The organism is Pseudomonas sp. Irchel s3a18, from assembly GCF_900187535.1.
Classification (GTDB): Bacteria; Pseudomonadota; Gammaproteobacteria; order Pseudomonadales; family Pseudomonadaceae; genus Aquipseudomonas.
The window spans coordinates 14,853-36,434 of record NZ_FYDV01000025.1; the positions used below are offsets into that span (position 1 = coordinate 14,853).

The 21,582-nt window shown below is 59.6% G+C and carries 23 protein-coding genes; 10 read left to right on the forward strand and 13 right to left on the reverse strand.

The genetic code is table 11. The features are described from left to right. Window positions 1-123 precede the first annotated feature (123 nt). Both CKW29_RS23820 and CKW29_RS23825 read right to left on the reverse strand, forming a co-directional pair. Entirely contained in the window at window positions 124-1,302 is a 1,179-nt protein-coding gene (locus tag CKW29_RS23820; protein ID WP_095149251.1) for a glycerate kinase, read from the reverse strand. 84 nt (window positions 1,303-1,386) lie between these two features. Next, a complete protein-coding gene (locus CKW29_RS23825; protein ID WP_095143543.1) occupies window positions 1,387-2,529 on the reverse strand; it encodes a sugar diacid recognition domain-containing protein in 1,143 nt (380 codons plus the stop codon). Between the two features lie 169 nt (window positions 2,530-2,698). Here CKW29_RS23825 and CKW29_RS23830 point away from each other — a divergent pair, with 169 nt between their 5' ends. Both CKW29_RS23830 and rarD read left to right on the forward strand, forming a co-directional pair. Continuing rightward, window positions 2,699-4,009 carry an MFS transporter gene (locus tag CKW29_RS23830; RefSeq protein ID WP_095149223.1) on the forward strand — a complete coding sequence of 437 codons (1,311 nt, stop codon included), beginning with the start codon at window positions 2,699-2,701 and terminating at the stop codon, window positions 4,007-4,009. 171 nt (window positions 4,010-4,180) lie between these two features. Then, on the forward strand, window positions 4,181-5,071 hold the full coding sequence (rarD, locus tag CKW29_RS23835; RefSeq protein WP_095149252.1) for an EamA family transporter RarD: 891 nt from the start codon (window positions 4,181-4,183) through the stop codon (window positions 5,069-5,071). 59 nt (window positions 5,072-5,130) lie between these two features. On the opposite strand, the gene hppD is transcribed toward rarD, so the two are convergent. Together hppD and CKW29_RS23845 are read right to left on the reverse strand one after the other, a co-directional pair. Continuing rightward, window positions 5,131-6,207: a 4-hydroxyphenylpyruvate dioxygenase gene (hppD, locus tag CKW29_RS23840; RefSeq protein WP_095149224.1), complete on the reverse strand. Its 1,077-nt coding sequence runs from the start codon at window positions 6,205-6,207 to the stop codon at window positions 5,131-5,133. A 250-nt stretch (window positions 6,208-6,457) separates the two neighbouring features. Continuing rightward, the gene (locus CKW29_RS23845; RefSeq protein ID WP_095143540.1) at window positions 6,458-7,408 is read right to left on the reverse strand and encodes a DMT family transporter; all 951 of its coding nucleotides are present in this window, start codon (window positions 7,406-7,408) and stop codon (window positions 6,458-6,460) included. 268 nt (window positions 7,409-7,676) lie between these two features. On the opposite strand from CKW29_RS23845, the gene CKW29_RS23850 reads away from it, so the two are divergent. The 3 genes from CKW29_RS23850 to CKW29_RS23860 all read left to right on the forward strand — a co-directional run bounded on the left by CKW29_RS23850 (window position 7,677) and on the right by CKW29_RS23860 (window position 10,810). Continuing rightward, entirely contained in the window at window positions 7,677-8,549 is an 873-nt protein-coding gene (locus CKW29_RS23850; protein ID WP_095149225.1) for a LysR family transcriptional regulator, read from the forward strand. A 115-nt stretch (window positions 8,550-8,664) separates the two neighbouring features. Beyond that, on the forward strand, window positions 8,665-10,200 hold the full coding sequence (locus tag CKW29_RS23855; protein ID WP_095149226.1) for an EAL domain-containing protein: 1,536 nt from the start codon (window positions 8,665-8,667) through the stop codon (window positions 10,198-10,200). 247 nt (window positions 10,201-10,447) lie between these two features. After that, window positions 10,448-10,810 (forward strand): histone-like nucleoid-structuring protein, MvaT/MvaU family, encoded by a 363-nt coding sequence (locus tag CKW29_RS23860; RefSeq protein ID WP_095079200.1) that lies wholly within the window; start codon window positions 10,448-10,450, stop codon window positions 10,808-10,810. Between the two features lie 363 nt (window positions 10,811-11,173). Here the strand turns inward: CKW29_RS23860 and CKW29_RS23865 are convergent, their stop codons facing one another. Further along, window positions 11,174-11,710 (reverse strand): DUF4946 domain-containing protein, encoded by a 537-nt coding sequence (locus CKW29_RS23865; RefSeq protein WP_095143612.1) that lies wholly within the window; start codon window positions 11,708-11,710, stop codon window positions 11,174-11,176. Between the two features lie 176 nt (window positions 11,711-11,886). On the opposite strand from CKW29_RS23865, the gene gloA reads away from it, so the two are divergent. Then, window positions 11,887-12,408: a lactoylglutathione lyase gene (gloA, locus tag CKW29_RS23870; protein ID WP_095149227.1), complete on the forward strand. Its 522-nt coding sequence runs from the start codon at window positions 11,887-11,889 to the stop codon at window positions 12,406-12,408. 144 nt (window positions 12,409-12,552) lie between these two features. Here the strand turns inward: gloA and ahpF are convergent, their stop codons facing one another. The 4 genes from ahpF to galU all read right to left on the reverse strand — a co-directional run bounded on the left by ahpF (window position 12,553) and on the right by galU (window position 17,518). Then, window positions 12,553-14,115 carry an alkyl hydroperoxide reductase subunit F gene (gene ahpF, locus CKW29_RS23875; RefSeq protein ID WP_095149228.1) on the reverse strand — a complete coding sequence of 521 codons (1,563 nt, stop codon included), beginning with the start codon at window positions 14,113-14,115 and terminating at the stop codon, window positions 12,553-12,555. A gap of 122 nt (window positions 14,116-14,237) precedes the next feature. Beyond that, a complete protein-coding gene (gene ahpC / locus CKW29_RS23880; RefSeq protein WP_095143534.1) occupies window positions 14,238-14,801 on the reverse strand; it encodes an alkyl hydroperoxide reductase subunit C in 564 nt (187 codons plus the stop codon). A gap of 214 nt (window positions 14,802-15,015) precedes the next feature. Next, complete coding sequence (gene gorA / locus CKW29_RS23885) at window positions 15,016-16,374, reverse strand: glutathione-disulfide reductase (protein WP_095149229.1); 1,359 nt, start codon at window positions 16,372-16,374, stop codon at window positions 15,016-15,018. Between the two features lie 304 nt (window positions 16,375-16,678). Further along, window positions 16,679-17,518: a UTP--glucose-1-phosphate uridylyltransferase GalU gene (gene galU, locus CKW29_RS23890; protein WP_095143532.1), complete on the reverse strand. Its 840-nt coding sequence runs from the start codon at window positions 17,516-17,518 to the stop codon at window positions 16,679-16,681. Window positions 17,519-17,801: 283 nt separating this feature from the next. Here galU and CKW29_RS23895 point away from each other — a divergent pair, with 283 nt between their 5' ends. Together CKW29_RS23895 and CKW29_RS23900 are read left to right on the forward strand one after the other, a co-directional pair. Further along, entirely contained in the window at window positions 17,802-17,990 is a 189-nt protein-coding gene (locus tag CKW29_RS23895) for a hypothetical protein (RefSeq protein ID WP_095143531.1), read from the forward strand. Window positions 17,991-18,117: 127 nt separating this feature from the next. Further along, window positions 18,118-18,399, forward strand: coding sequence for a hypothetical protein (locus CKW29_RS23900; protein ID WP_095143530.1), 282 nt, complete (start codon window positions 18,118-18,120; stop codon window positions 18,397-18,399). A gap of 21 nt (window positions 18,400-18,420) precedes the next feature. Here CKW29_RS23900 and CKW29_RS23905 read toward each other — a convergent pair whose 3' ends face one another. The 4 genes from CKW29_RS23905 to CKW29_RS23920 form a co-directional block, all read right to left on the reverse strand. Next, complete coding sequence (locus CKW29_RS23905; RefSeq protein ID WP_007935641.1) at window positions 18,421-18,651, reverse strand: hypothetical protein; 231 nt, start codon at window positions 18,649-18,651, stop codon at window positions 18,421-18,423. Between the two features lie 59 nt (window positions 18,652-18,710). Further along, window positions 18,711-19,634: a c-type cytochrome gene (locus CKW29_RS23910; protein WP_095149230.1), complete on the reverse strand. Its 924-nt coding sequence runs from the start codon at window positions 19,632-19,634 to the stop codon at window positions 18,711-18,713. After that, window positions 19,631-20,278: a cytochrome c gene (locus CKW29_RS23915; RefSeq protein WP_256584936.1), complete on the reverse strand. Its 648-nt coding sequence runs from the start codon at window positions 20,276-20,278 to the stop codon at window positions 19,631-19,633. The genes CKW29_RS23910 and CKW29_RS23915 overlap by 4 nt, the downstream gene beginning before the upstream one ends. A gap of 191 nt (window positions 20,279-20,469) precedes the next feature. Further along, complete coding sequence (locus tag CKW29_RS23920; protein ID WP_095143527.1) at window positions 20,470-20,820, reverse strand: hypothetical protein; 351 nt, start codon at window positions 20,818-20,820, stop codon at window positions 20,470-20,472. A 210-nt stretch (window positions 20,821-21,030) separates the two neighbouring features. On the opposite strand from CKW29_RS23920, the gene CKW29_RS23925 reads away from it, so the two are divergent. Then, window positions 21,031-21,333 carry a DUF1883 domain-containing protein gene (locus CKW29_RS23925; protein WP_095079212.1) on the forward strand — a complete coding sequence of 101 codons (303 nt, stop codon included), beginning with the start codon at window positions 21,031-21,033 and terminating at the stop codon, window positions 21,331-21,333. A 34-nt stretch (window positions 21,334-21,367) separates the two neighbouring features. After that, a complete protein-coding gene (locus CKW29_RS25820; RefSeq protein ID WP_095149232.1) occupies window positions 21,368-21,538 on the forward strand; it encodes a hypothetical protein in 171 nt (56 codons plus the stop codon). Window positions 21,539-21,582: the final 44 nt, after the last annotated feature.

Sequence of the window (21,582 nt, forward strand, 5' to 3'; positions counted from 1 at the left end):
GGCCTACCAAAGATGTCAGGCAGTTCGACTCACGACATGTGCACTGTAAACAACGCCCTGTCGCCCTGCCTGGCCGTAATGACCTGAGCGAATTAAGCGCCGTATTTTTTAACCGCGATACTGTCAGACTTGACAGGTGGGTGTTTGTACAGGTCGCACGGATTCAGCCTTGAGCACCACTCGCCAGACGCGTGCAATATCCCCTGCCCGCTCGCGCAGCAGTCGCGGCGCCTCGGTGCAGGCCTGCACCAGGCTCATCGGTCCCGAGGGTAAGGCAAATGCGGCATCGACACCCTGTGCATACATCTGCTCGTAACCTTCGCCCAGGGTGCCGGCGATGACGATGACCGGCACGCCTTGTTGTCGGGCAATTCGCGCGACACCAAAAGGGGCTTTTCCACGCAAGGTCTGAGCATCGAAGCGGCCTTCGCCAGTGACCACCAGATCGGCGCCACGCATCGTCTGCGCCAACCCGATCAGTTCAGCCACCACTTCCACGCCCGGACGAAATTGCGCCTGCCAAAACGCCTTGGCGGCAAACCCCAAGCCACCCGCGGCGCCGCTTCCGGGTTCGTCGCGCAGGTCCTTGCCCAGTGCGTGTGCGCAATGATCGGCGAAGTGCCCGAGGGCAAGGTCGAGTTGCTGCACCTGCTCAGGCGAGGCACCTTTCTGTGGACCGAAAATGGCCGAGGCGCCGTGGGGGCCGCAGAGTGGATTGTCGACGTCGGCGGCGATCTCGATACGGACCTGGGCCAGGCGCGGGTCCATTGCATTGAGTTCAATTCGGGCCAGGTCCTTGAGCGCCAGGCCACCGGTACTTATCGCTTGCCCCTGCACGTCGAGCAAGCTCACGCCCAACGCCTGCAGCGCACCGGCACCCCCGTCGTTGGTGGCACTGCCGCCGATGGCCAGGATGATGCGCCGGGCACCGGCATCCAGCGCGGCACCCATCAACTGCCCGGTGCCAAAGGTGCTGCTGATGCACGCATCACGCTGCTCCAGCGGCACCAATTGCAGACCGCTGGCTTCTGCCATCTCAATGATCGCGGTGTGGCTGTCGGGCAACCAGCCCCAATGGGCCTCCACCGTTTCGCCGAGAGGCCCTTGCACACGCGTGCTGCGCCGTTCGCCGGCACAGGCGGCGAGAATGGCCTCGACCGTGCCCTCACCACCGTCGGCCATCGGGCACTTGACCAACTGCGCATCCGGCCACACATCGGCCAGCCCCAAAGCAATGGCATCGGCCACGCCCATGGCACTCAGGCTGTCCTTGAACGAATCGGGGGCGATGACGATCTTCATGTGAATTCTCCGGTTGTTATGCAGAGCATGCTGCCAGTTGCCTTGGCCAATGACGCCGGTCCGCTGCACAAACACCATCGGGGTTTATTGTTCATTTCCACAAACGCGCAATGGCGTATCGGTTTGCGGCAGTAGCTGTACGCCCAGGTACAACGCCAGCATGCCGTCCAGCCGCAATGGATCGACGCCACTGAGCTCGGCAATCCGCTCCATGCGATAGCGCAGGCTGTTGCGGTGAATGCCCAGGGCCTCGGCGCAGGCCTGGCTCTGGCCGTCGTGTTCGCACCAACTGCGCAACGTCGCCAGCAACTGGCCATTGGTGTCCCTGGCAATCACCTTGCGCAGCGGGTTGAGCAGTTCATCCAGCGCATCGTCGTTGCGGTGGCGCCAGAGCATGACCGGCAGACGATAGCGATTGAGGGTCAGCAAGCGGCTGTGCGGCAGCACGTCGCGGCCATAGGCCAACAAGTCGCCGACCCGTCTATAGCAACGACGCAGGCCCTGCAAGCCATCGGCCTGGCCGCCCACGGCGATACGCAGAATGTTCCAGCCCAGGCCCTGGAGTTTTTCCAGCAAGCGTTCGTTGTCCACGGTCTGAGTCGTTGGCCGGCACCACAGCAACGAGGACTTGGCCGAACTCACGCACCAACTGTCGGGGTAGCGCGAACTCAGCCAGGCACTCAAGGCCTCTACCGTTTGCCCGCCGGCGTGCTCCAGACCCAATTCAAACAAATATGGAGTACGCGCCAATTGCGGCTTGAGGCCCATTTGCCGGGCTTCGTCGATCAGCCGTGGCGAGTCCCCCGCGTCACTGAGCAACAGTGCCAGCAGGTCATCACAACGCTGGCGGCGCCATTGCTGTTCAGCCTGCTGGTTACGCTGGCCGACCAGCATCTCGGCGGTCATGCGCACCAGTTCGGCATAGGTGCGTAGCTGCTCGGGTTCGCCAGTAATACCCAGCACGCCAATCAAGCGTTGATCGAGCAGCAACGGCAGATTGATCCCTGGCTGCACGCCCTTGAGGTGCGCGGCGGTCTGGGCATCGATTTCCACCACCCGACCGTTGGCCAGCACCAACTGCGCGCCTTCGTGCCGGGTGTTGATCCGCTCGGGCTCGCCGCTGCCCAAGATCAGCCCCTGATTGTCCATGACATTGACGTTGTAGGGCAGAATGGCCATCGCCCGGTCGACGATATCCTGCGCCAGGTCGTGATCGAGTTCGAACATGGGGCGTATTCCTTGAAACACGGGGCAATGATTGTTGTTCACCCGCACAGGCGGTTGGCGCAAACCCTGTGCTCAGGCACAAAGACATCCGCCAATGGGTGACCGAGACTCATCAAGCGGTCAACGTTACCCTTGCACCGCAAAAAATCATAATAAAGAGAGACCCGCCATGTCACAGAGCGCCGCTGCCATACTGGCCACCGATGACGACAAGAACGCCGTCTACAAGCGCATTACCCTGCGCCTGATCCCCTTCATCTTCATCTGCTACCTGTTCAACTACCTGGACCGGGTCAACGTTGGCTTTGCCAAGTTGCAGATGCTCGATGCGCTGAAATTCAGCGAAACCGTGTACGGCCTCGGGGCCGGGATTTTCTTTATCGGCTACGTGCTGTGCGGCGTGCCGAGTAACCTGGCCCTGAGCAAATTCGGCCCGCGACGCTGGATCGCGGTGATGATGGTGACCTGGGGCACGCTGTCGACCTGCCTGCTGTTCGTCACCACGCCCACCGAGTTCTACACCCTGCGCCTGTTCACCGGCGCCGCCGAAGCCGGATTCTTCCCGGGTGTGGTGCTGTACCTCTCGCAGTGGTTCCCGACCTTCCGTCGCGGCCGCATCATGGCGCTGTTCATGTCGGCGATCCCGGTGTCGGGCCTACTCGGCAGCCCGTTCTCCGGCTGGATCCTCAACCACTTCGCCGCCGGCCAGGGTGGCTTGGCGGGTTGGCAGTGGATGTTCCTGCTGCAAGGCATCCCGACCGTGGTGCTGGGCCTGATGGCGTACTTCCTGTTGAGCGACAACTTTGCCAGCGCCAAGTGGCTCAAGCCCCATGAGCGCGCGGTACTTGAAGCGGACCAGGCCATCGACTGGAGCAACAAACCCAAGACCGCCACCGACTCGCTGCTGGCGGTGTTCAAGAACCCGGCGATCTGGGCGTTCGGCCTGATCTACTTCTGCATCCAGAGTGGCGTGTACGCGATCAACTTCTGGCTGCCGTCGATCATCAAGAACCTGGGCTTCAGTGACAACCTGGTGATTGGCTGGCTCAGCGCGATCCCCTATCTGCTGGCGGCAGTCTTCATGCTGGTCGTCGGCCGCTCGGCGGACCTGCATAAAGAGCGTCGCTGGCACCTGGTGGTGCCGATGCTGATGGGCGCCGTGGGCTTGTTGATCGCGGTGAACTTCGCCACGACACCGGCCATCGCCATCCTCGGACTGACCATCGCCACCATGGGCGCCCTCACCGGCCTGCCGATGTTCTGGCCAGTGCCCACCGCGATGCTCAGTGCCGGCGCCGCGGCCGGTGGCCTGGCGCTGATCAATTCCATGGGGCAGATGGCCGGCTTCCTCAGCCCGTACCTGGTGGGCTGGGTCAAGGACACCAGCGGCTCGACCGATGCCGCGCTGTATGTGCTGGCGGGCGTGATTGTCGGCGGCAGTCTGCTGGCGCTGCGCATGACCCGCACCTTGCGCGCCTGATAAACGCCAATATCGTGTGTGCGGACCGGCCCGCACACACGGCGCGCGCCGCTCAATCAACCGTGAACACCGCCCGTGGCTTGCTCGCCACGGGTTCAGCGCGCACATCCGCCGGGCAATCCACGCTATCCTCTGCCCTCTTGAATTTCCCCCGTGTTTGGCGAGGACTGCGTGTCTAAAGGTATCGCTCTATCGGTGTCAGCCTCGGTGCTGTTCGCCGTCATGTATTACTACACCTCCCTGCTGTCGCCACTGGACGGCGTGGAGATCTTTGGCTGGCGCATGCTGCTGACCGTGCCGTGCATGACCGTCTTCATGCTGGTGTCGGGCGAATGGAAACGGGTCATCGAGATCCTGCGGCGGGTCGCCGGCAAGCCGGCGCTGCTCGGTGGCTTGCTGCTGTCGTCGGCCTTGCTCGGCGTGCAGCTCTGGCTGTTCATGTGGGCGCCGCTGAACGGTCACAGCCTGGACGTTTCGCTGGGCTACTTCCTGCTACCCCTGACCATGGTACTGACCGGGCGCATGGTGTATGGCGAACGGCTGTCGTATCTGCAGAAAATTGCGGCGTTCCTGGCCACCCTTGGCGTGCTCAACGAGTTGTATCAGGTGGGCAGTTTTTCCTGGGCGACCCTGCTGGTGGCCATCGGTTACCCCACCTATTTCGTGCTGCGCCGACGCCTGGCGGCAGACAACCTCGGCGGTTTGTGGCTGGACATGGCGCTGTTGCTGCCCGTGGCCTACTGGGTCGTGCACCATGGCGAACAAGGCTTTGGGGTGTTCGATCAGCACCCGTGGCTGTCGTTGCTGATTCCCGTACTCGGGATCATCAGTGCATCGGCGCTGGTGGTGTACATCATCGCCAGCCGCCTGCTGCCATTCAGCCTGTTCGGCCTGCTCAGCTATGTCGAGCCGGTGCTGCTGCTGGGGGTTGCGCTACTGCTGGGAGAGAGCATCAAGGCGGGGGAATGGCTGACCTACATTCCGATCTGGCTGGCGGTGCTGGTGCTGGTATTCGAGGGCTTCAAGCACCTGGTCCGGCAGCAACGAAAATCGATGTCATAAACCAGAACGCCCGGTCAGGCTTGAAACCTGACCGGGCGTTTTTTTACAGCGTCAGAACCTTACTCGGTGGCCAGCACACCACGGCGGACCTGATCGCGCTCGATCGATTCGAACAGCGCCTTGAAGTTGCCTTCGCCGAAACCATCATCGCCTTTGCGCTGGATGAATTCGAAGAACACCGGCCCCATCAGGGTTTCCGAGAAGATCTGCAGCAGCAGGCGCTTGTCGCCTGCTTCCGAAGAGCCATCCAGCAGAATCCCGCGCGCCTGCAGTTCGCCCACCGGCTCACCGTGGTTCGGCAAGCGGCCTTCGAGCATTTCGTAGTAGGTCTCGGGCGGCGCGGTCATGAAGCGCATGCCGATGCTTTTCAGGTGATCCCAGGTCTTGATCAGGTCATCGGACAGGAACGCAACGTGCTGGATGCCCTCGCCGTTGAACTGCATCAGGAACTCTTCGATCTGCCCCGCGCCCTTGGACGACTCTTCGTTGAGCGGGATGCGGATCATGCCGTCCGGCGCGGTCATGGCCTTGGAGGTCAGGCCGGTGTATTCGCCCTTGATGTCGAAGTAGCGGATCTCGCGGAAGTTGAACAGCTTCTCGTAGAAGTTCGCCCAGTAGGCCATGCGGCCGCGGTACACGTTGTGGGTCAGGTGGTCGATGATCTTCAGGCCCGCGCCGACCGGGTTGCGGTCAACACCCTCGATGAACACGAAATCGATGTCATAGATCGAGCTGCCTTCGCCAAAACGGTCGATCAGGTACAGCGGCGCGCCGCCGATGCCTTTGATCGCCGGCAGGTTCAGCTCCATCGGGCCGGTCTCGATGTGAATCGGCTGGGCGCCAAGCTCCAGTGCACGCTTGTAAGCCTGCTGCGAGTCCTTGACACGAAATGCCATGCCGCACACCGAGGGGCCGTGTTCGGCCGCGAAGTACGAGGCCACGCTGTGGGGTTCGTTGTTGAGGATCAGGTTGATCGCGCCCTGGCGATACAGGTGCACGTCTTTGGAACGGTGGGTCGCGACCTTGGTGAACCCCATGATCTCGAAGATCGGTTCAAGGGTGTTCGGGGTTGGCGATGCCAGTTCGATGAACTCGAAGCCCATCAGGCCCATTGGGTTTTCGTATAAATCTGCCATGGTTGGCGCCTCATCATGCTTTTTCTGGAATTAACGGATCGTTAGTTTCGAGCAATGCTGAGTGCGACAGGTGGCGCGCAGGAGATTCCTCGCACACTGCGGGCGAGAAAATCACCGTAGATCAATTGGAACCCAAATATCTTCATTGTCGACCCAAGGCTTTTACGGGCGAGGCTTCTGCTGCCAGAAGACGTTATTCTTATATGCGTAACCCGATTCTACACAGCGTAAAACGGTTTGTCCGCCTTCTCTATAAAATCCCCCTTTTTCGCGCCCATGCAAAGGGTTTGTTGCACAGGTAGATGCCGAGCAGAATCACCCCGCCGCCCAGGTACATCGCGCCGCTCATCTGCTCGTCCAGCAACAGCGCGCCCAGAATCACCGCGGTCAGCGGGTTCAGCGCGATAAACACTCCGGAACGGGTGGCGCCGATCTGGCGGAGCCCGTCGTAGTAGCCGATATAGGCCAAAGCCGAGCCCAGCACGCCCAGATACAACAGGCTCGACCACTGCCCCGCCTGCAGGTCGATGAGTGCCTCAAGACTCACCTCACCCCGCACGGCACTGGTCGCCCAAAGCATCAGGGTACCCAGCACAATGGAATAGGTGACCGTGTGCAGCGGCCCCAGCGCCTGATTCAGCCCTCTGGAACACAACGAATAGACGCCCCACCCCAGCACGCAACCAAGTATCAGCACATCCCCCAGCCAGGTATCTGCCGCCGCCCCGTCAAGCGCCGAGGGGTTGCGCCCGAGAATGACCACGCCGGCGCCGACCAGGCACAGTGCGATGCCGGCGACCTGGATCCTGCTCAGCCGCTCCTTGAACAACAACCACGAGGCCAGGCCGATAACCGCCGGGTTGAGCGCCACGATCAGCGACGCCCGCGATGCGTTGATCAACCGCAAACCGTAAAAGAAACACAGGTTATAGAAGAAGATCCCGAAGAACCCCAGCAGCGCCAATTGCCGCCACTGCCTGAATGTCGGGCGTACCAGCGGAATGCGCGCCGCGGCCATGAACAGCAGCAGCGCCAGGCTCGCCAGCAGGAACCGCAGGCTGGCGGCCAACAACGGCGTCAGTCCGTCCGCCAGAAACCGGCCGGCCACAAAGGTGCCGCCCCAGATCATGGTGACGGCAGCCAGTTTCAGGTAGACGGGCGCATCCGACTCACGGGAACGGCTCTGGACAAGGCTTTTCATGAGACTCCTGAGAAAAATGGCGCGCTGATGGCGCAATGCTGTTCAGTTAAGGAGCACAGGTCGCATTTGTAGGAGCGAGCGCGCTCGCGATGGACGTTAACGATTACGCGTGCTTTCTGAGTAACTGCGTTGCCCTTGAGTTCATCGCGAGCGCTCGAGCGTCGACCGGCTGCTCCTACAAAAGTCGGCGTTCACTTAACTCACTGGCATTGCGCTAATGGCGTATTCTTTACCTCATGATCGATCATCGTAAAATGAGCAATTACTCATGACACTGACCCAACTCGAGATATTTTCCCGGGTGGCCGAACTGCAAAGCTTCACCAGCGCGGCCAACCGCCTGGGCATCAGCCAGTCGGCGGTGTCCCACGCCATCAAGTCACTGGAGCAGGAGTTGGGCGTCGAGTTACTCAGAAGGCATCCGTCCCGGGTTGAACTGAGCGACATCGGCCAGCCGTTGCTGCTGCGTGCCCGGGCCATGCTCGGCCTGGCCAGTACCTTGCGCCAAGAGGCGGCGGATGCCCGAGGCATGAAACGCGGCACGCTACGCATTGGCTCTTTCGGCCCGACCTCTTCGATCAAGCTGCTGCCGATGATATTGCAGCAGTACCGCGCCACCTGGCCCGGGATCGAAGTGCACATTGATGAGGGGCCTGACCGACAGGTCGTGCAGTGGCTGGAGGAAAGGCGCATTGATGTGGGCTTTGTGGTGCTACCCGAGGAACGCTTCGACACCTTTGCCCTGGTCGAAGACCAGATGGTGGCATTGATCCCGCAACAACACCCCCTCGCCCAACGTGACAGCCTGAGTCTGAGCGACCTGTGCCATGACCCGTTCATCCTCACCGAAGCCGGCTCGGCGGAACTGGTATCGCGCTTGTTCAGTGCGGCCCGGCTGACGCCGGATATCCGCTATCGCAGTTCGCAGCTGCTCAGCACCCTGGAAACCGTCAGTCGCGGTGACGCCCTGACGATCGTTGCCGAGGGCTCGCTGCCCGATACCCCACAGCCACGCTATGTGAAGCGGCCACTGTCACCCAAGGTCAAGCGCCAGGTCGGGCTGGCCGTACTGGACGAGCGCCAGGCATCTCCAGCCACGCTGGCGTTCATCAAGCTGGCACGGCAACTGGATTACCGTTGAAAAGCACAAACGCCAAGCGCCATCTATCATCCCCGGTACCAACGTTCTGCGGGGGACACATGCCCTTGCCACGCCTGCATTTGATTGCCCTACTCCATCGTCACAGGTTTCACCCATGCCGCTGACCCTCAAGCCCCGCCGAAAACCCGCCGTTCGCAATGCCATCACCGTGTTGGCCGGCCTGGTTCCCGTGCTGTTGGGCGTGATCATTCTGCACATGCAAGCCGAATTCCGGCTCACGCAAAACACCCATCAGACCGCCGTCGAGGCGGTGCGCCAGTTCGACCTGATGCTCGACAACACTGCCCACGCGGCCCAGGTGCTGTTGCCCCTGGCCGGACAACCCTGCGCCGACGTGACACTGACCTTGCGTGAACAAGTCACCCGCCGGCCTTTTGTGCGCTCGACCAATCTGGTGTGGGACAACAACCTGTATTGCAGTTCATTGTTTGGCGACTTCAAGCAATACGTCGACCCCGGCGAGTACACCCAGGGCAAGTTGTGGCTGATGAGCGGCAACCCGGTCACCCCCGACACCGCACTGCTGGTGTATCGCCTCAGTGAAGGCCGGCAAGGCGCACTGACCACGCTGGATGGCTATCACCTGAGCAATGTCCTGCGCCTGATCGGCCGCAAGACCTTGTTGCGGCTGCAAGTCGGTGACAGCTGGTTGACGGTCGATGGCAAGGTCCACGAGACCCCGCCTCCCGAGTTGCCGGTCGCCCGCAGCAGTCTGCAGTCCTCACGGTATGCCTATGGCGTGGAAGCCGGCTTTCCCGAGGGTGAAGTCTGGCGTTACATGGCCAGTGAATACCCGCCACTGTTCAGCCTGCTGATTTTCTTTGGCGTGATCGCCGGCACCATCGCCCACTGGCTGCAAAAACGCTCGTCGTCGCCCAGCCTTGAATTGCAGCGCGCACTGGAGGCCGGCGAGTTCGTTCCCTACTTTCAGCCTGTGGTGCATGGCGACAACAAACAATGGGCCGGGGTCGAAGTCCTGATGCGCTGGAAGCATCCGAAAGAAGGCGTGGTGCGTCCTGACCTGTTCATTCCATTCGCCGAGCATTCGGGACTGATTGTTCCGATGACGCGCTCGTTGATGCGCCAGACCGCCGCCTTGCTCGCGCCCCATACCCAACACTTGAATGAATTGTTCCATATCGGCATCAACATCACCGCCAACCATTGCCAGGACCTGGCACTGGTCGACGACTGCCGTGAGTTCCTCGCTGCCTTCTCGCCAGGCTCGGTGGCGCTGATTCTGGAACTGACGGAACGCGAGCTCATTGTTCCCTCGCCCGTGACCCTTCAACTGTTCGAACAACTGCATGAACTGGGGGTGAAGATTGCAATCGACGATTTTGGTACCGGGCACTCCAGCCTGGGCTACTTGCGCCAGTTCAATGTGGACTTCCTGAAAATCGATCAGAGTTTCGTGGCGATGATCGGGGCCGATGCCTTGTCCGGGCATATATTGGAAAGCATCATTGAACTCTCCGGAAAACTCGATCTGGGCATCGTCGCCGAAGGCGTGGAAACTCTGCAGCAGAGTGACTATCTTGCCCAGCATGGGGTCAACTTCCTGCAAGGTTACCTGTATGGTCGCCCCATGCCCGCTGCGGACTTCATTATCGAGCTCAAGAACCACTAAGCCCTTGGTCAAACTGCCCTGAAAAATGGAATCCCATGACTAGGCGCACACCCTTGCGTAAAAAACGCCGGGCAACCTTACATCTTGAAAAAGACGTGATTTACTCCGACTCAATTAACTACTACAATTTTTCCTGCCTGAGCAGGATTGGCAGGTGAGCCACTATCCCCCGAGTCGCTACAAGGCTCTTGGCTTATAGCTTTGTTGGCGGTATGTATCAGCCAAACACACTATTGGAGTAAAGATATTGTCCAGACTCGCTGAATTTCGTGCAGCTGAAAAGGCCCTTCAAGAACAGCTCGCGCAGCTGGAATCCCTGAAGAACGACGCCGGGCTGAAGAAAGAAATCGAATTCGAAGAAAAGCTCCAGGGGCTGATGAAAACCTACGGCAAGAGCCTGCGCGACATTATCGCCATCCTCGACCCGAACCCTAAGTCCGGCCTGCAACTGGCTGCGGCCCCCAAGACCCGCCGCGCGCGCGTGGTCAAGGTTTATCAGAACCCGCACACCGGTGAGCTGATCGAAACCAAGGGTGGTAATCACCGCGGCCTGAAAGCCTGGAAGGAACAATACGGCGCCAGCACCGTTGATTCCTGGCTTCGCGCCTAAGTCTTCGACGCCACGCCAAAAGCCCTGCACATGCAGGGCTTTTTCATGCCTGGTATGATCGTCGATCTAGTTGCAAAAGCCGATAAATCCCTCAAACTAACTTTTTATATAATCCATTTGGATAATGGGCCTGCGCCACAGCGCTGAAATCACAGCCCCCCGGCGCCTAATGCCAGTCAGTTAAGCGAACGTCGACCTTTGTAGGTGCAGCCGGTCGACGCTCGAGTGCTCGCGATGGACGTTAACGATAATGCGTGTTTTCTGATTAAACGCGTTGCTCTTGAGTTCATCGCGAGCACGCTCGCTCCTACAAATGCGACTTCACCTCCTTAACTGACTGGCATTACCCCCCTGCGCCTGCCATCAAAGTTTCAAACTATTTCGAAAGTCCTGTATTTCACCCTGGTTTTTTGCATAAGCCTCAGCCTGGCCGGCATAGGAAAATACATAGACCTTATCGCCATCTACCGCAGCGACCACGGTTTGCGACAACAGCATCTGACCATTACGGGTAACCGTGCAGGTGGTTTCCAGGGCCGATAACCGGCTCAATGTAGCGGGATGGATCTTGTTGCACACACTCTGATAGCCGCTTCGAAAAAAATCCTTCTGTATCGACTTGCGCATTTCCAGCAGGACACCCTGCACATTGACTTCATGCCCGACTTCAACCTGGCTCATGGTCAACTCCATGACCAATACCGGATCACCATTTTCATCGTTTTTTATCGCACGTTGCCTGACGACCTGCGGCGAACTGGGTGCGGGTTCCGCCTCTTGCGTCAGTGCTTGCACCTGCCAGCCACTGGGCCAGGCGATCTCGGGAAGTGCCGGCTGTGCACACGCGATAGCCGAAAACAGACAAGTGAATACGAATAGGGATTTATACAGTCGGATCATCACGCAGAACACTGGCGGGGCGAGCTTCAAAGTCTGAGCCCAGCCGCTCGCCCAGGCAATAGCCCAAGGTTTTACTTTGGCGCAACCCGGTCCGTTGCGTATCATTGGCACACCGCAAGCCCAAGGACAGTTACTGTCCGCAGCGTCGTTTGCCCCACTTGTTTTCCGGAGGGCCCATGAGCCTGCACGAACTGAATACCTTCCCCGGCGTCACCGCCCAACCTGACACCGCCACCCAGCAATTCGTCTTCAACCACACCATGCTGCGGGTCAAGGACATCACCAAGTCCCTGGACTTCTACACGCGTGTCCTGGGCTTCACTCTGTTGGAAAAGCGTGACTTCCCGGAAGCCGAATTCAGCCTGTATTTCCTTGCGCTGGTCGACAAGAACCAGATCCCCGCCGACGCGGCGGCCCGCACCCAGTGGATGAAGTCGATCCCGGGCATCCTGGAACTGACCCACAACCACGGCACCGAGAACGACACCGATTTCGCCTACCACAATGGCAACACCGACCCGCGTGGTTTCGGTCATATCTGCATTGCCGTCCCCGACATTCGCGCCGCGTGCGAGCGCTTCGAAGCCCTGGGCTGTGACTTCCAGAAACGCTTGAATGACGGCCGCATGAAGAGCCTGGCCTTCATCAAGGACCCGGATGCGTACTGGGTTGAAATCATTCAGCCGGCGCCGCTGTAACCTCCGCCACATTCCCTCTGTAGGAGCGAGCTTGCTCGCGATAAGCCTCAGACCGCCGCGGGGGGCCAGCCTTCCCGCGTTATCGTTGGCGACCATCGCGAGCACGCTCGCTCCTACGAGGTTTTGTGTTTTCGGCCCAGGCCTTTATGCAGGGGCCGAGGTACGGATCAGGTGATCGAAGGCACTCAGCGATGCCTTGGCGCCCTCGCCCACGGCAATCACGATCTGCTTGTACGGCACGGTCGTCACGTCGCCAGCGGCGAACACACCCGGGATCGAGGTCTCACCCCGGTTATCGACGATGATCTCGCCCCGCGGCGACAGTTCGACGGTGCCCTTGAGCCAGTCGGTGTTAGGCAGCAAGCCAATCTGGACAAAGATCCCTTCCAGCGCCACATCCAAGGTCTCGCCTGACTGGCGATCCTTGTAACGCAGGCCGTTGACCTTCTGACCGTCACCGGTGACTTCCGTGGTTTGTGCATTCGTGATCACGGTGACGTTCGGCAGGCTGTGCAGCTTGCGCTGCAGGACGGCGTCGGCGCGCAACTGCACATCGAACTCCAGCAGGGTCACGTGGGCGACGATACCGGCCAGGTCGATGGCCGCCTCGACGCCAGAGTTACCACCGCCAATCACGGCCACGCGCTTGCCTTTGAACAGCGGACCATCACAGTGCGGGCAGTACGCCACGCCCTTGTTGCGGTATTGCTGCTCACCCGGCACGTTCATTTCACGCCAGCGCGCACCGGTGGCCAGAATCACGGTCCTGGCCTTGAGGCTGGCACCGCTGGCGAACCTGACTTCATGCAGTTCCCCATGCTTGCCCGGCACCAGGGTGTCGGCGCGTTGCAGGTTCATGATGTCGACGTCGTACTGCTTGACGTGCTCTTCCAGCGCCACCGCCAGCTTCGGCCCTTCGGTCTCCTGCACGGAAATGAAGTTCTCGATGGCCATGGTGTCCAGCACCTGACCGCCAAACCGCTCGGCGGCAACACCGGTGCGAATCCCCTTGCGGGCGGCGTAAATTGCCGCCGACGCACCGGCCGGGCCACCACCGACCACCAGCACGTCAAAGGCCTCCTTGGCGCTGATTTTCTCGGCCTGGCGCTCAATGGCGCTGGTGTCGAGTTTGGCGACGATTTCTTCCAGGCCCATCCGACCCTGGCCGAAGTTCACACCGTTCAGGTAGACGCTGGGCACGGCCATGATCTGGCGCTCAGTGACTTCGTCCTGGAACAACGCGCCATCGATGGCGACGTGACGGATGTTCGGGTTGAGCACCGCCATCAGGTTCAGCGCCTGGACCACGTCCGGGCAGTTCTGGCAGGACAGCGAGAAGTAGGTTTCAAAGTTGAACTCGCCTTTGAGCGAGCGGATCTGTTCGATCAGCTCACTGCTGGCCTTCGAAGGGTGACCGCCGACTTGCAGCAAGGCCAGCACCAGCGAAGTGAATTCGTGGCCCATGGGGATGCCGGCGAAACGCAGGCTGATATCGGCACCCGGGCGATTGATCGAGAACGACGGTTTGCGTGCATCGTTACCGTCGTCGCGCAAGGTAATCAGGCTGCAAAGACTGGCAACGTCTTTGAGCAGCGCGAGCATTTCCTGGGATTTCGCACCGTCGTCGAGGGAGGCGACGATCTCGATCGGCTGGGTGACCCGTTCCAGGTATGACTTCAACTGGGCTTTAAGATTGGCGTCCAACATACGGGCGATCTCCTTTATTCGGTTCTTGAAAAAACAACGCCCGGGCAGATTCGCCCAGGCGTTTTTTGGGGCGATGCGGTTTACGTGCTCAAGAGCTCATCGCCCTCGATCGACTCACAGACTCAGATCTTGCCGACCAGGTCCAGGGACGGCGCCAGCGTGGCTTCGCCTTCTTTCCACTTGGCTGGGCAAACCTGGCCCGGGTGAGCGGCAACGTACTGGGCAGCCTTGATCTTGCGCAGCAGTTCGGAGGCGTCACGACCCACACCGCCGTCGTTCAGTTCGACGATCTTGATCTGGCCTTCAGGGTTGATCACGAAGGTGCCACGGTCCGCCAGGCCGGCTTCTTCGATCAGTACGTCGAAGTTGCGGGAGATGACGTGGGTCGGGTCGCCGATCATGGTGTACTGGATTTTGCCGATGGCCGGCGAGGTGTTGTGCCAGGCCGCGTGGGCAAAGTGAGTGTCGGTGGACACGCTGTAGATCTCGACGCCCAGCTTCTGGAATTCGGCGTAGTTGTCGGCCAGGTCTTCCAGCTCGGTCGGGCAAACGAAGGTGAAGTCGGCCGGGTAGAAGAATACGACAGACCACTTGCCTTTCAGGTCAGCGTCCGACACGTGTACGAAGTCGCCATTTTTGTAGGCAGTCGCTTTGAACGGTTTAACTTGGCTGTTGATGATAGGCATCGTTGACTCTCCGTCAGTGGTTAAAAACTTGATGGGAGAATCCTAACCAATGAGTCCGCTGATGGCTCATTGGATAACCTGATGCTGCTGATTGGTTTTGGCTATTAGCCGACAGTATTAATAGAAGAAAAAAGTATCTGCATAAAAAAACGCTGGCTCTGGCAGGCACACTTCATGCACCGCCAGACACAGCGTCGGGTACCGCGAAAGGCGCTTAACCCGCTACTGGGGTGCGCATCGTGACAAACTCTTCAGCGGCCGTAGGATGCACGCCGATGGTCTCGTCGAAGTCACGTTTGGTCGCGCCGGCCTTGAGGGCAATTGCCAGCCCCTGGACGATCTCGCCGGCGTCCGGTCCGACCATGTGGCAACCCAGCACCTTGTCGGTCCTGGCATCCACCACCAGTTTCATCAGGGTGCGCTCCTGGCACTCGGTCAGGGTCAGCTTCATCGGCCGGAAACGGCTTTCGAACAGTTGCACCTCATACCCCGCTTCCCGGGCCTGCTCTTCTGTCAGGCCAACGGTGCCGATGTTCGGCAAGCTGAACACGGCCGTCGGGATCATGTTGTAATCGACCGGACGATACTGTTCCGGCTTGAACAGGCGACGCGCAACGGCCATGCCTTCGGCCAGGGCGACCGGCGTCAGTTGCACGCGGCCGATCACATCGCCAATGGCCAGGATCGAGGGCTCCGCGGTCTGGTACAGCTCATCGACTTCGACAAAGCCTTTGTTGTCGAACGTGACCCGGGTGTTTTCCAGGCCCAGGTTGTCCAGCATCGGACGCCGCCCGGTGGCGTAGAACACGCAGTCGGCCTGCAGCTGGCGGCCATCCTTGAGGGTCACGTTCAGGCTGCCATCGGCCTGCTTGTCGATACGCTCGATGTCGGCGTTGAATTGCAGGTCCATCCCGCGTCGGGTCAGTTCTTCCTGCAAATGCTTGCGCACCGAACTGTCAAAACCACGCAGGAACAGCTCACCGCGATACAACAAGGTGGTCTCGGCACCCAGGCCGTGGAAGATCCCGGCAAACTCGACGGCGATGTAGCCACCGCCCACCACCAGCACGCGCTTGGGCAGCGTTTTGAGGAAAAACGCCTCGTTGGAGCTGATGGCGTGCTCGCGCCCCGGAATCTCCGGGATCTGCGGCCAGCCACCGGTGGCGACCAGAATGGTGTTGGCGGTAAACCGTTGGCCGTTGACCTCGACCGTATGCGGGTCCAGCAACTTGGCATGGCCTTCGTGCAGGGTCACGCCGCTGTTGACCAGCAGGTTGCGGTAGATGCCATTCAGGCGATTGATCTCGCGGTCCTTGTTGGCGATCAGCGTCGCCCAGTCGAAGTCGGCCTCGTCCAACGACCAGCCAAAGCCCCGGGACTGTTCGAAGTCTTCGGCAAAGTGCGCGCCGTACACCAGCAGCTTCTTGGGAACGCAGCCCACGTTGACGCAGGTCCCCCCCAGATAACGGCTCTCGGCCACGGCCACTTTTGCACCGAAGCCCGCAGCAAAGCGCGCCGCGCGTACACCACCGGAACCGGCGCCAATCACATAAAGGTCAAAATCGTAAGCCATTTCACTCTCCTCGGCAGGCCACCAGCATACCTGCTGCCGCTTTGATGGTCAGCGCCGCGAACCGCAGGGTCCGAAAAATGAAAAAGCCACCCGAAGGTCAATGCCAGTCAGTTAAGGAGATGAAGCCGAATTTGTAGGAGCGAGCGCGCTCGCGATGACCTCAAGAACAACGCGTTTATTCAGAAAACACGCGTTATCGTTAACGTTCATCGCGAGCGCGCTCGCTCCTACATAGGTTGGCGTTCGCTTAACTGACGGTATTAACCCGAAGGTGGCTTTTCAGTACAGGGCGGTGACTCAGCTATCAGTAAGCCTTGCCCGTCTTGTAGAAGTGTTCGAAGCAGAAGTTGGTCGCCTCGATGTAGCCTTCAGCGCCGCCGCAGTCGAAACGCTTGCCCTTGAACTTGTAGGCAATCACGCAACCGTCTTGCGCCTGTTTCATCAGGGCGTCGGTGATCTGGATCTCGCCGCCTTTGCCTGGCTCGGTTTCTTCGATCAGCTTGAAGATGTCCGGCGTCAGGATGTAACGACCGATGATGGCCAAGTTGGACGGAGCATCTTCAGGCTTTGGCTTCTCGACCATGTTGCGCACGCGGTACAGGTCATCACCGATCAGGTCACCGGCGATCACACCGTACTTCTGGGTTTCCTGCGGATCCACTTCCTGGATCGCCACGATGGTGCAGCGATACTGCTTGTACAGCTTGACCATCTGGGTCAGCACGCCGTCGCCTTCCAGGTTGACGCACAAGTCGTCCGCCAGTACCACGGCGAAGGGTTCGTCACCGATCAGTGGGCGACCGGTCAGGATCGCGTGGCCCAGGCCTTTCATTTCGGTTTGACGGGTGTAGGAGAACGAGCATTCGTCGAGCAGCTTGCGGATACCGACCAGGTATTTCTCTTTGTCAGTGCCCTTGATCTGGTTTTCCAGCTCATAGCTGATGTCGAAGTGGTCTTCCAGGGCGCGTTTGCCACGGCCGGTGACAATGGAGATTTCGGTCAAGCCGGCATCCAGTGCTTCTTCAACGCCGTACTGGATCAGTGGCTTGTTCACCACCGGCAGCATTTCCTTGGGCATGGCTTTAGTCGCTGGCAGGAAGCGAGTACCGTAACCGGCTGCTGGGAACAAGCATTTCTTGATCATAAAAGTCCTTGATAAGGGCTGTGTATACGAGTTTCGGCGCAGTCTAATCAGACGGCGGGGACGTTACAATGCCCCGCACTGGCTAACCGGTGCCATCATAGAGAAATATTCTGCGAGATAGTTCCGCAAATTCACACCGCACGCAGTGTTAAAACCCGCCACAGTGACTTGCCAGCCCCCCTGTTCAACACGAGGGCTTCACTTTAGACCAGAGAACAGGCTCAGACACATTGGCTGCTATCGGCTATCATTGCGCGATTGAACCAGCCAACGAGGCAGATAGATGTCGGCAGCAAAAAGTGTGAACGGTTACCTGATCAACCAGGCCAAAGATGGCCAGTGGTGGGTCGACAGCGCCAGCGGCGAAAATATCGCCGGGCCTTTCCCCTCGCAAGCCATGGCGATTGAAGTGGCCTCCGTGCTGCAGGACACCCCGCCTGCACCCAAGCGCCGTGGCGCCAAGCCTGAGTAACAGCTTACCCGTGCAAAAAACCTGCCTGCCCGCAGGTTTTTTTGTGCGTGTCTGTAGCCTGATCGCCATGGGCTGTAGCATCCTTGCCCAGGGCAACTGCGCCCCTGCTGACTGATGGCTGCCACCCATGAAAAAATACCTGACGCTGATGGCGGTACTGCTCCTGGGCGGATGCGCCAGCACCTCCAAAATCTACCTGGACGATGGCCAGCAAGGCCTGGCAATTGACTGTTCGGGCGAAGCCAACTCCTGGGCCAAATGCTACGAGAAAGCCGATGCATCCTGTGCCGGCACCGGCTACCGGATAGTAGGCACGGAGGGTACGCCGGCCCTCGACGAAAGTGAAAAGACCCTTGGCGCTGACGTCGGCAACTTCAAAAGCCGCAGTGTCGTGGTGGTGTGCAAGTAGCCGACAGAGCGGGCTGACTCATCACATGTGTATTTCGGCGAACTTGATCCCAAGGCCGCGCACGGTCTCGATCAAGTCATCCAGCCGGCTGAAGGACTCGACCTCGTCATTGTCATCCACCAGGAAAAAACTGCGCCCTGCGCTTTTCTTGAAAAAGACGATCCATTCCCCCGGGTTCGCAGGATTCTGAATCACATGGGTGGCAGAGATGTGACCCTCTGCATGCCGTTCTCTGACTTGCTCGCGTTTCATTGACTGCTCCAGAAATGACAATGCCGCCCAAGAGCGGCATTGTGTCGATAGACGACAGTTTATCGGATCCCTTGCCCGATCAGCACCCCATCCACCGTTTGCCCGTAGAGATTGACCCCATCGTTGGCATGGAACTTCACGCGGGTTTTCTCGATGGAGCCATCGATCAGGCGCGGATCCTGCGGCCGTTCATGGCTGTTGATGAACGCCGCCACATCCCAGGCCTGCTGATCGTTCAGGCTCTTTCCCTTGCCCAATGGCATGTTGTATTGAATGAACGACGCCGCCGTATTGATGCGGTGCATGCCGGCCCCCCAGTTGTAGGAGTCCTTGCCCCACAGGGGCGGCATGACATAGTCCTGGCCGACTTTCTGCCCTTGCCCGGTATCGCCATGGCAAATCGCACACTGCGCTTTGTAGACCTGCGCCCCTTGGGCGAGGTCATAGCCCTTGGCCGGCTGGGTGACCTCAGGGTAGCCGCGCCCCGGTGACTCGACGCCGAGCGGCGCCTTGGTTGCCAGCCAGTAGGCATAGGCCGACAACGCGGTAATCTCCGGCCCGTCGGCCGGTGGCGGCTTGCCGTTCATGCTGAACTGGAAACACCCCTGCAGGCGCTCGGCAAAGGTGTTGACCTTGTCGTTCTTCTTGCGATACGCCGGGTACATCGGATAGGCCCCCCACAGTGGTGCGGAGTTGGGCAAACGTCCCTGATCAAGGTGGCAGTTGCTGCAATTGAGGCCATTGCCGACATACGCCGGTGCCTGGCGCCGGGTGTCGACAAACAGACTGTGGCCCTGGCGCACCAGTTTGCCAAAGGCGTTGTCCGACAACTCGTGTTCGGCCGGCGGTTGGAAATAGGAGGTATGACCGGCTGCCACTGCCTGGGTTTTCAGCTCGGACTGGTCGTCCATGACCGTCTGCGCGGCGTACAGGTCGGCGCTCATCAACACCAGGGACAGTGGCGCGAAAGAAAGGAATTTCATGGCTTGGCCTCCTGGCTGCCCAAGGTCGCGAAATAATCGGCGACTGCGGTGATCTCGTCCGGTGTCAGGGCTTTGGCGATGTGGCCCATCAAGTCATTGGGGTCATTGTGCCGGGTGCCATCGCGCCAGGCGTTCAATTGCGCCACCAGATAGCTCGCCGATTGCCCGGCCAACGGCGGGAAGGCGCTACCGACGCCGACGCCACCCGGTCCATGACACATCACGCATTCGGGAATCTGCCGGTCCCAGGCACCTCGCAATGCCAGGGTTTGCCCCGCGTTTTTCGGCACGGCATCGCGCGTGGCCAGGGTAGTTTCAGGCGCTGGCATGGCCGCCAATGCGCTGGAAACGGCCTGGATCTCATCATCGGTCAGGGCTTTGGCCAAAGGCTGCATCACCGCGCTGCCCCGCGAACCACCGCGAAAATCATTCAGTTGCTTGCGCAGGTACTCCGCGGACAACCCTGCCAATCGAGGAAAGCCGGCCGCAGGCATCCCCATGCCATCCGCGCCATGGCAGGCAAAACAGGCGGTTGCCCCCGGCTGTGTGCCGCCCTGGGTGAAAATTTTCTGACCATCGGCAGCCATGGCACTGCTGGCCGCCACGAGCATCAGGCCGCTCAACACCATCGGGTTGAATTCCATCTCGAACTCCATTCTTCTAGTTATATGCTTAGGCCTACTTTGCATAAGCATATGAAGAGTAGGTGATGGGTCCGCCCATCACAACGCGGATCTGGGTTCGAGACGGTCAGAAATGAAAAAGCCCGGCCCCACACCTTCAACGGTGGCGGGGCCGGGCTTGGGCAACAGACGGTGCGGGCAGGCGATCGACCCTAGCCAGAAATGCACTCGTTGGCCGCATTGCCGATATCGCCAGGGCGCATCGGCACGTTGGACAGGCTCTCATGGAGCTTGATGCTGCTGCCGCCGGAGCGCGCGTCGATATCAAACACCGCGGCCGGATCGGCGGAGAGTTTTCCTGGCACGATGACCTGCACGCCATCCTTGTACGGTTCGATCTGCACCGCGCCACGGCTAGTGGCCAGTTTGTCGGCAACACAGGCGGCATATTCTTGTGGTTTCTTCCCTGAAATCACATTCATGGTGGGCAGCGTCTGATTGATGTCCGAGACTGTCGCACAACCACTCATCGCCAATGCCAGCAACAAAACGCCCCGCTTCATACAAATCCTCCAATAAAGACCCTCCGACAGCACAAATACCGATTTTCTCCGGAATGCAGCGCTTTATTGCGCAAATAATCACGGATAACTGTTTTTAATTGTCAAAGCCGGACCCAAGAGCCCGCTTTTCGGGTGTGGAGGCTGATAAACTGCGCTATCGCACATGCTATCGTTTTGATTTTGTAGAAAAAGCCCTTCTGGAGGCGCCCCATGAAATTTATCCACCAGCGCGAGCACCTCAACGAAGATGACATCGTCGTCATCCAATGCTCCCAAACCTGCAACATCCGCCTGATGAACGACGCCAACTTTCGCAGCTTCAAAAATGGTGGACGCCACACCTACCACGGGGGTGCATTCGACACCTTCCCAGCGAAAATCACCGCGCCGAGCACCGGTTTCTGGAACATCACCATCGACACGGTCAACCGTCGACCGATCAGTGTGACCCGTAAGCCAACGCTGACGCACTCGATCAAGATCATTCGCCGGTCCAGCTCGAAACTCAGCTGATCCTCTATATACACTGTGACACACAGGTACGCTCGTGACTCAAACCACCAAGTACGTCATCAAGTACAAACTCAACGGCGAGCGCCGGTTCGAGTTCGCCCAACTGGTCAAGGGCACTGAAGACGAGGCCAGGGCCGCCCTTGCCGCCATCCATGGCGACACCACAGATGTCATCACTGACATCAGTGTGAGCAAGGCGCTGTAAGGTCGCCGACCGACCTGGCAAGCACTCCGGAGTTCGACCGCAAG

Coding starts and splice junctions, on each gene's coding strand:
- ahpF (WP_095149228.1), bottom strand. CDS start 14,115: ATGTTGGACGCCAATCTTAAAGCCCAGTTGAAGTCATACCTGGAACGG.
- CKW29_RS23825 (WP_095143543.1), bottom strand. CDS start 2,529: ATGTTCGAACTCGATCACGACCTGGCGCAGGATATCGTCGACCGGGCG.
- galU (WP_095143532.1), bottom strand. CDS start 17,518: ATGATCAAGAAATGCTTGTTCCCAGCAGCCGGTTACGGTACTCGCTTC.
- CKW29_RS23850 (WP_095149225.1), top strand. CDS start 7,677: ATGACACTGACCCAACTCGAGATATTTTCCCGGGTGGCCGAACTGCAA.
- CKW29_RS23925 (WP_095079212.1), top strand. CDS start 21,031: ATGAAATTTATCCACCAGCGCGAGCACCTCAACGAAGATGACATCGTC.
- CKW29_RS23915 (WP_256584936.1), bottom strand. CDS start 20,278: ATGGAATTCAACCCGATGGTGTTGAGCGGCCTGATGCTCGTGGCGGCC.
- gloA (WP_095149227.1), top strand. CDS start 11,887: ATGAGCCTGCACGAACTGAATACCTTCCCCGGCGTCACCGCCCAACCT.
- CKW29_RS23845 (WP_095143540.1), bottom strand. CDS start 7,408: ATGAAAAGCCTTGTCCAGAGCCGTTCCCGTGAGTCGGATGCGCCCGTC.
- CKW29_RS23820 (WP_095149251.1), bottom strand. CDS start 1,302: ATGAAGATCGTCATCGCCCCCGATTCGTTCAAGGACAGCCTGAGTGCC.
- CKW29_RS23910 (WP_095149230.1), bottom strand. CDS start 19,634: ATGAAATTCCTTTCTTTCGCGCCACTGTCCCTGGTGTTGATGAGCGCC.
- gorA (WP_095149229.1), bottom strand. CDS start 16,374: ATGGCTTACGATTTTGACCTTTATGTGATTGGCGCCGGTTCCGGTGGT.
- CKW29_RS23900 (WP_095143530.1), top strand. CDS start 18,118: ATGAAAAAATACCTGACGCTGATGGCGGTACTGCTCCTGGGCGGATGC.
- CKW29_RS23865 (WP_095143612.1), bottom strand. CDS start 11,710: ATGATCCGACTGTATAAATCCCTATTCGTATTCACTTGTCTGTTTTCG.
- CKW29_RS23920 (WP_095143527.1), bottom strand. CDS start 20,820: ATGAAGCGGGGCGTTTTGTTGCTGGCATTGGCGATGAGTGGTTGTGCG.
- CKW29_RS23830 (WP_095149223.1), top strand. CDS start 2,699: ATGTCACAGAGCGCCGCTGCCATACTGGCCACCGATGACGACAAGAAC.
- CKW29_RS23895 (WP_095143531.1), top strand. CDS start 17,802: ATGTCGGCAGCAAAAAGTGTGAACGGTTACCTGATCAACCAGGCCAAA.
- CKW29_RS23905 (WP_007935641.1), bottom strand. CDS start 18,651: ATGAAACGCGAGCAAGTCAGAGAACGGCATGCAGAGGGTCACATCTCT.
- hppD (WP_095149224.1), bottom strand. CDS start 6,207: ATGGCAGATTTATACGAAAACCCAATGGGCCTGATGGGCTTCGAGTTC.
- ahpC (WP_095143534.1), bottom strand. CDS start 14,801: ATGCCTATCATCAACAGCCAAGTTAAACCGTTCAAAGCGACTGCCTAC.
- CKW29_RS23855 (WP_095149226.1), top strand. CDS start 8,665: ATGCCGCTGACCCTCAAGCCCCGCCGAAAACCCGCCGTTCGCAATGCC.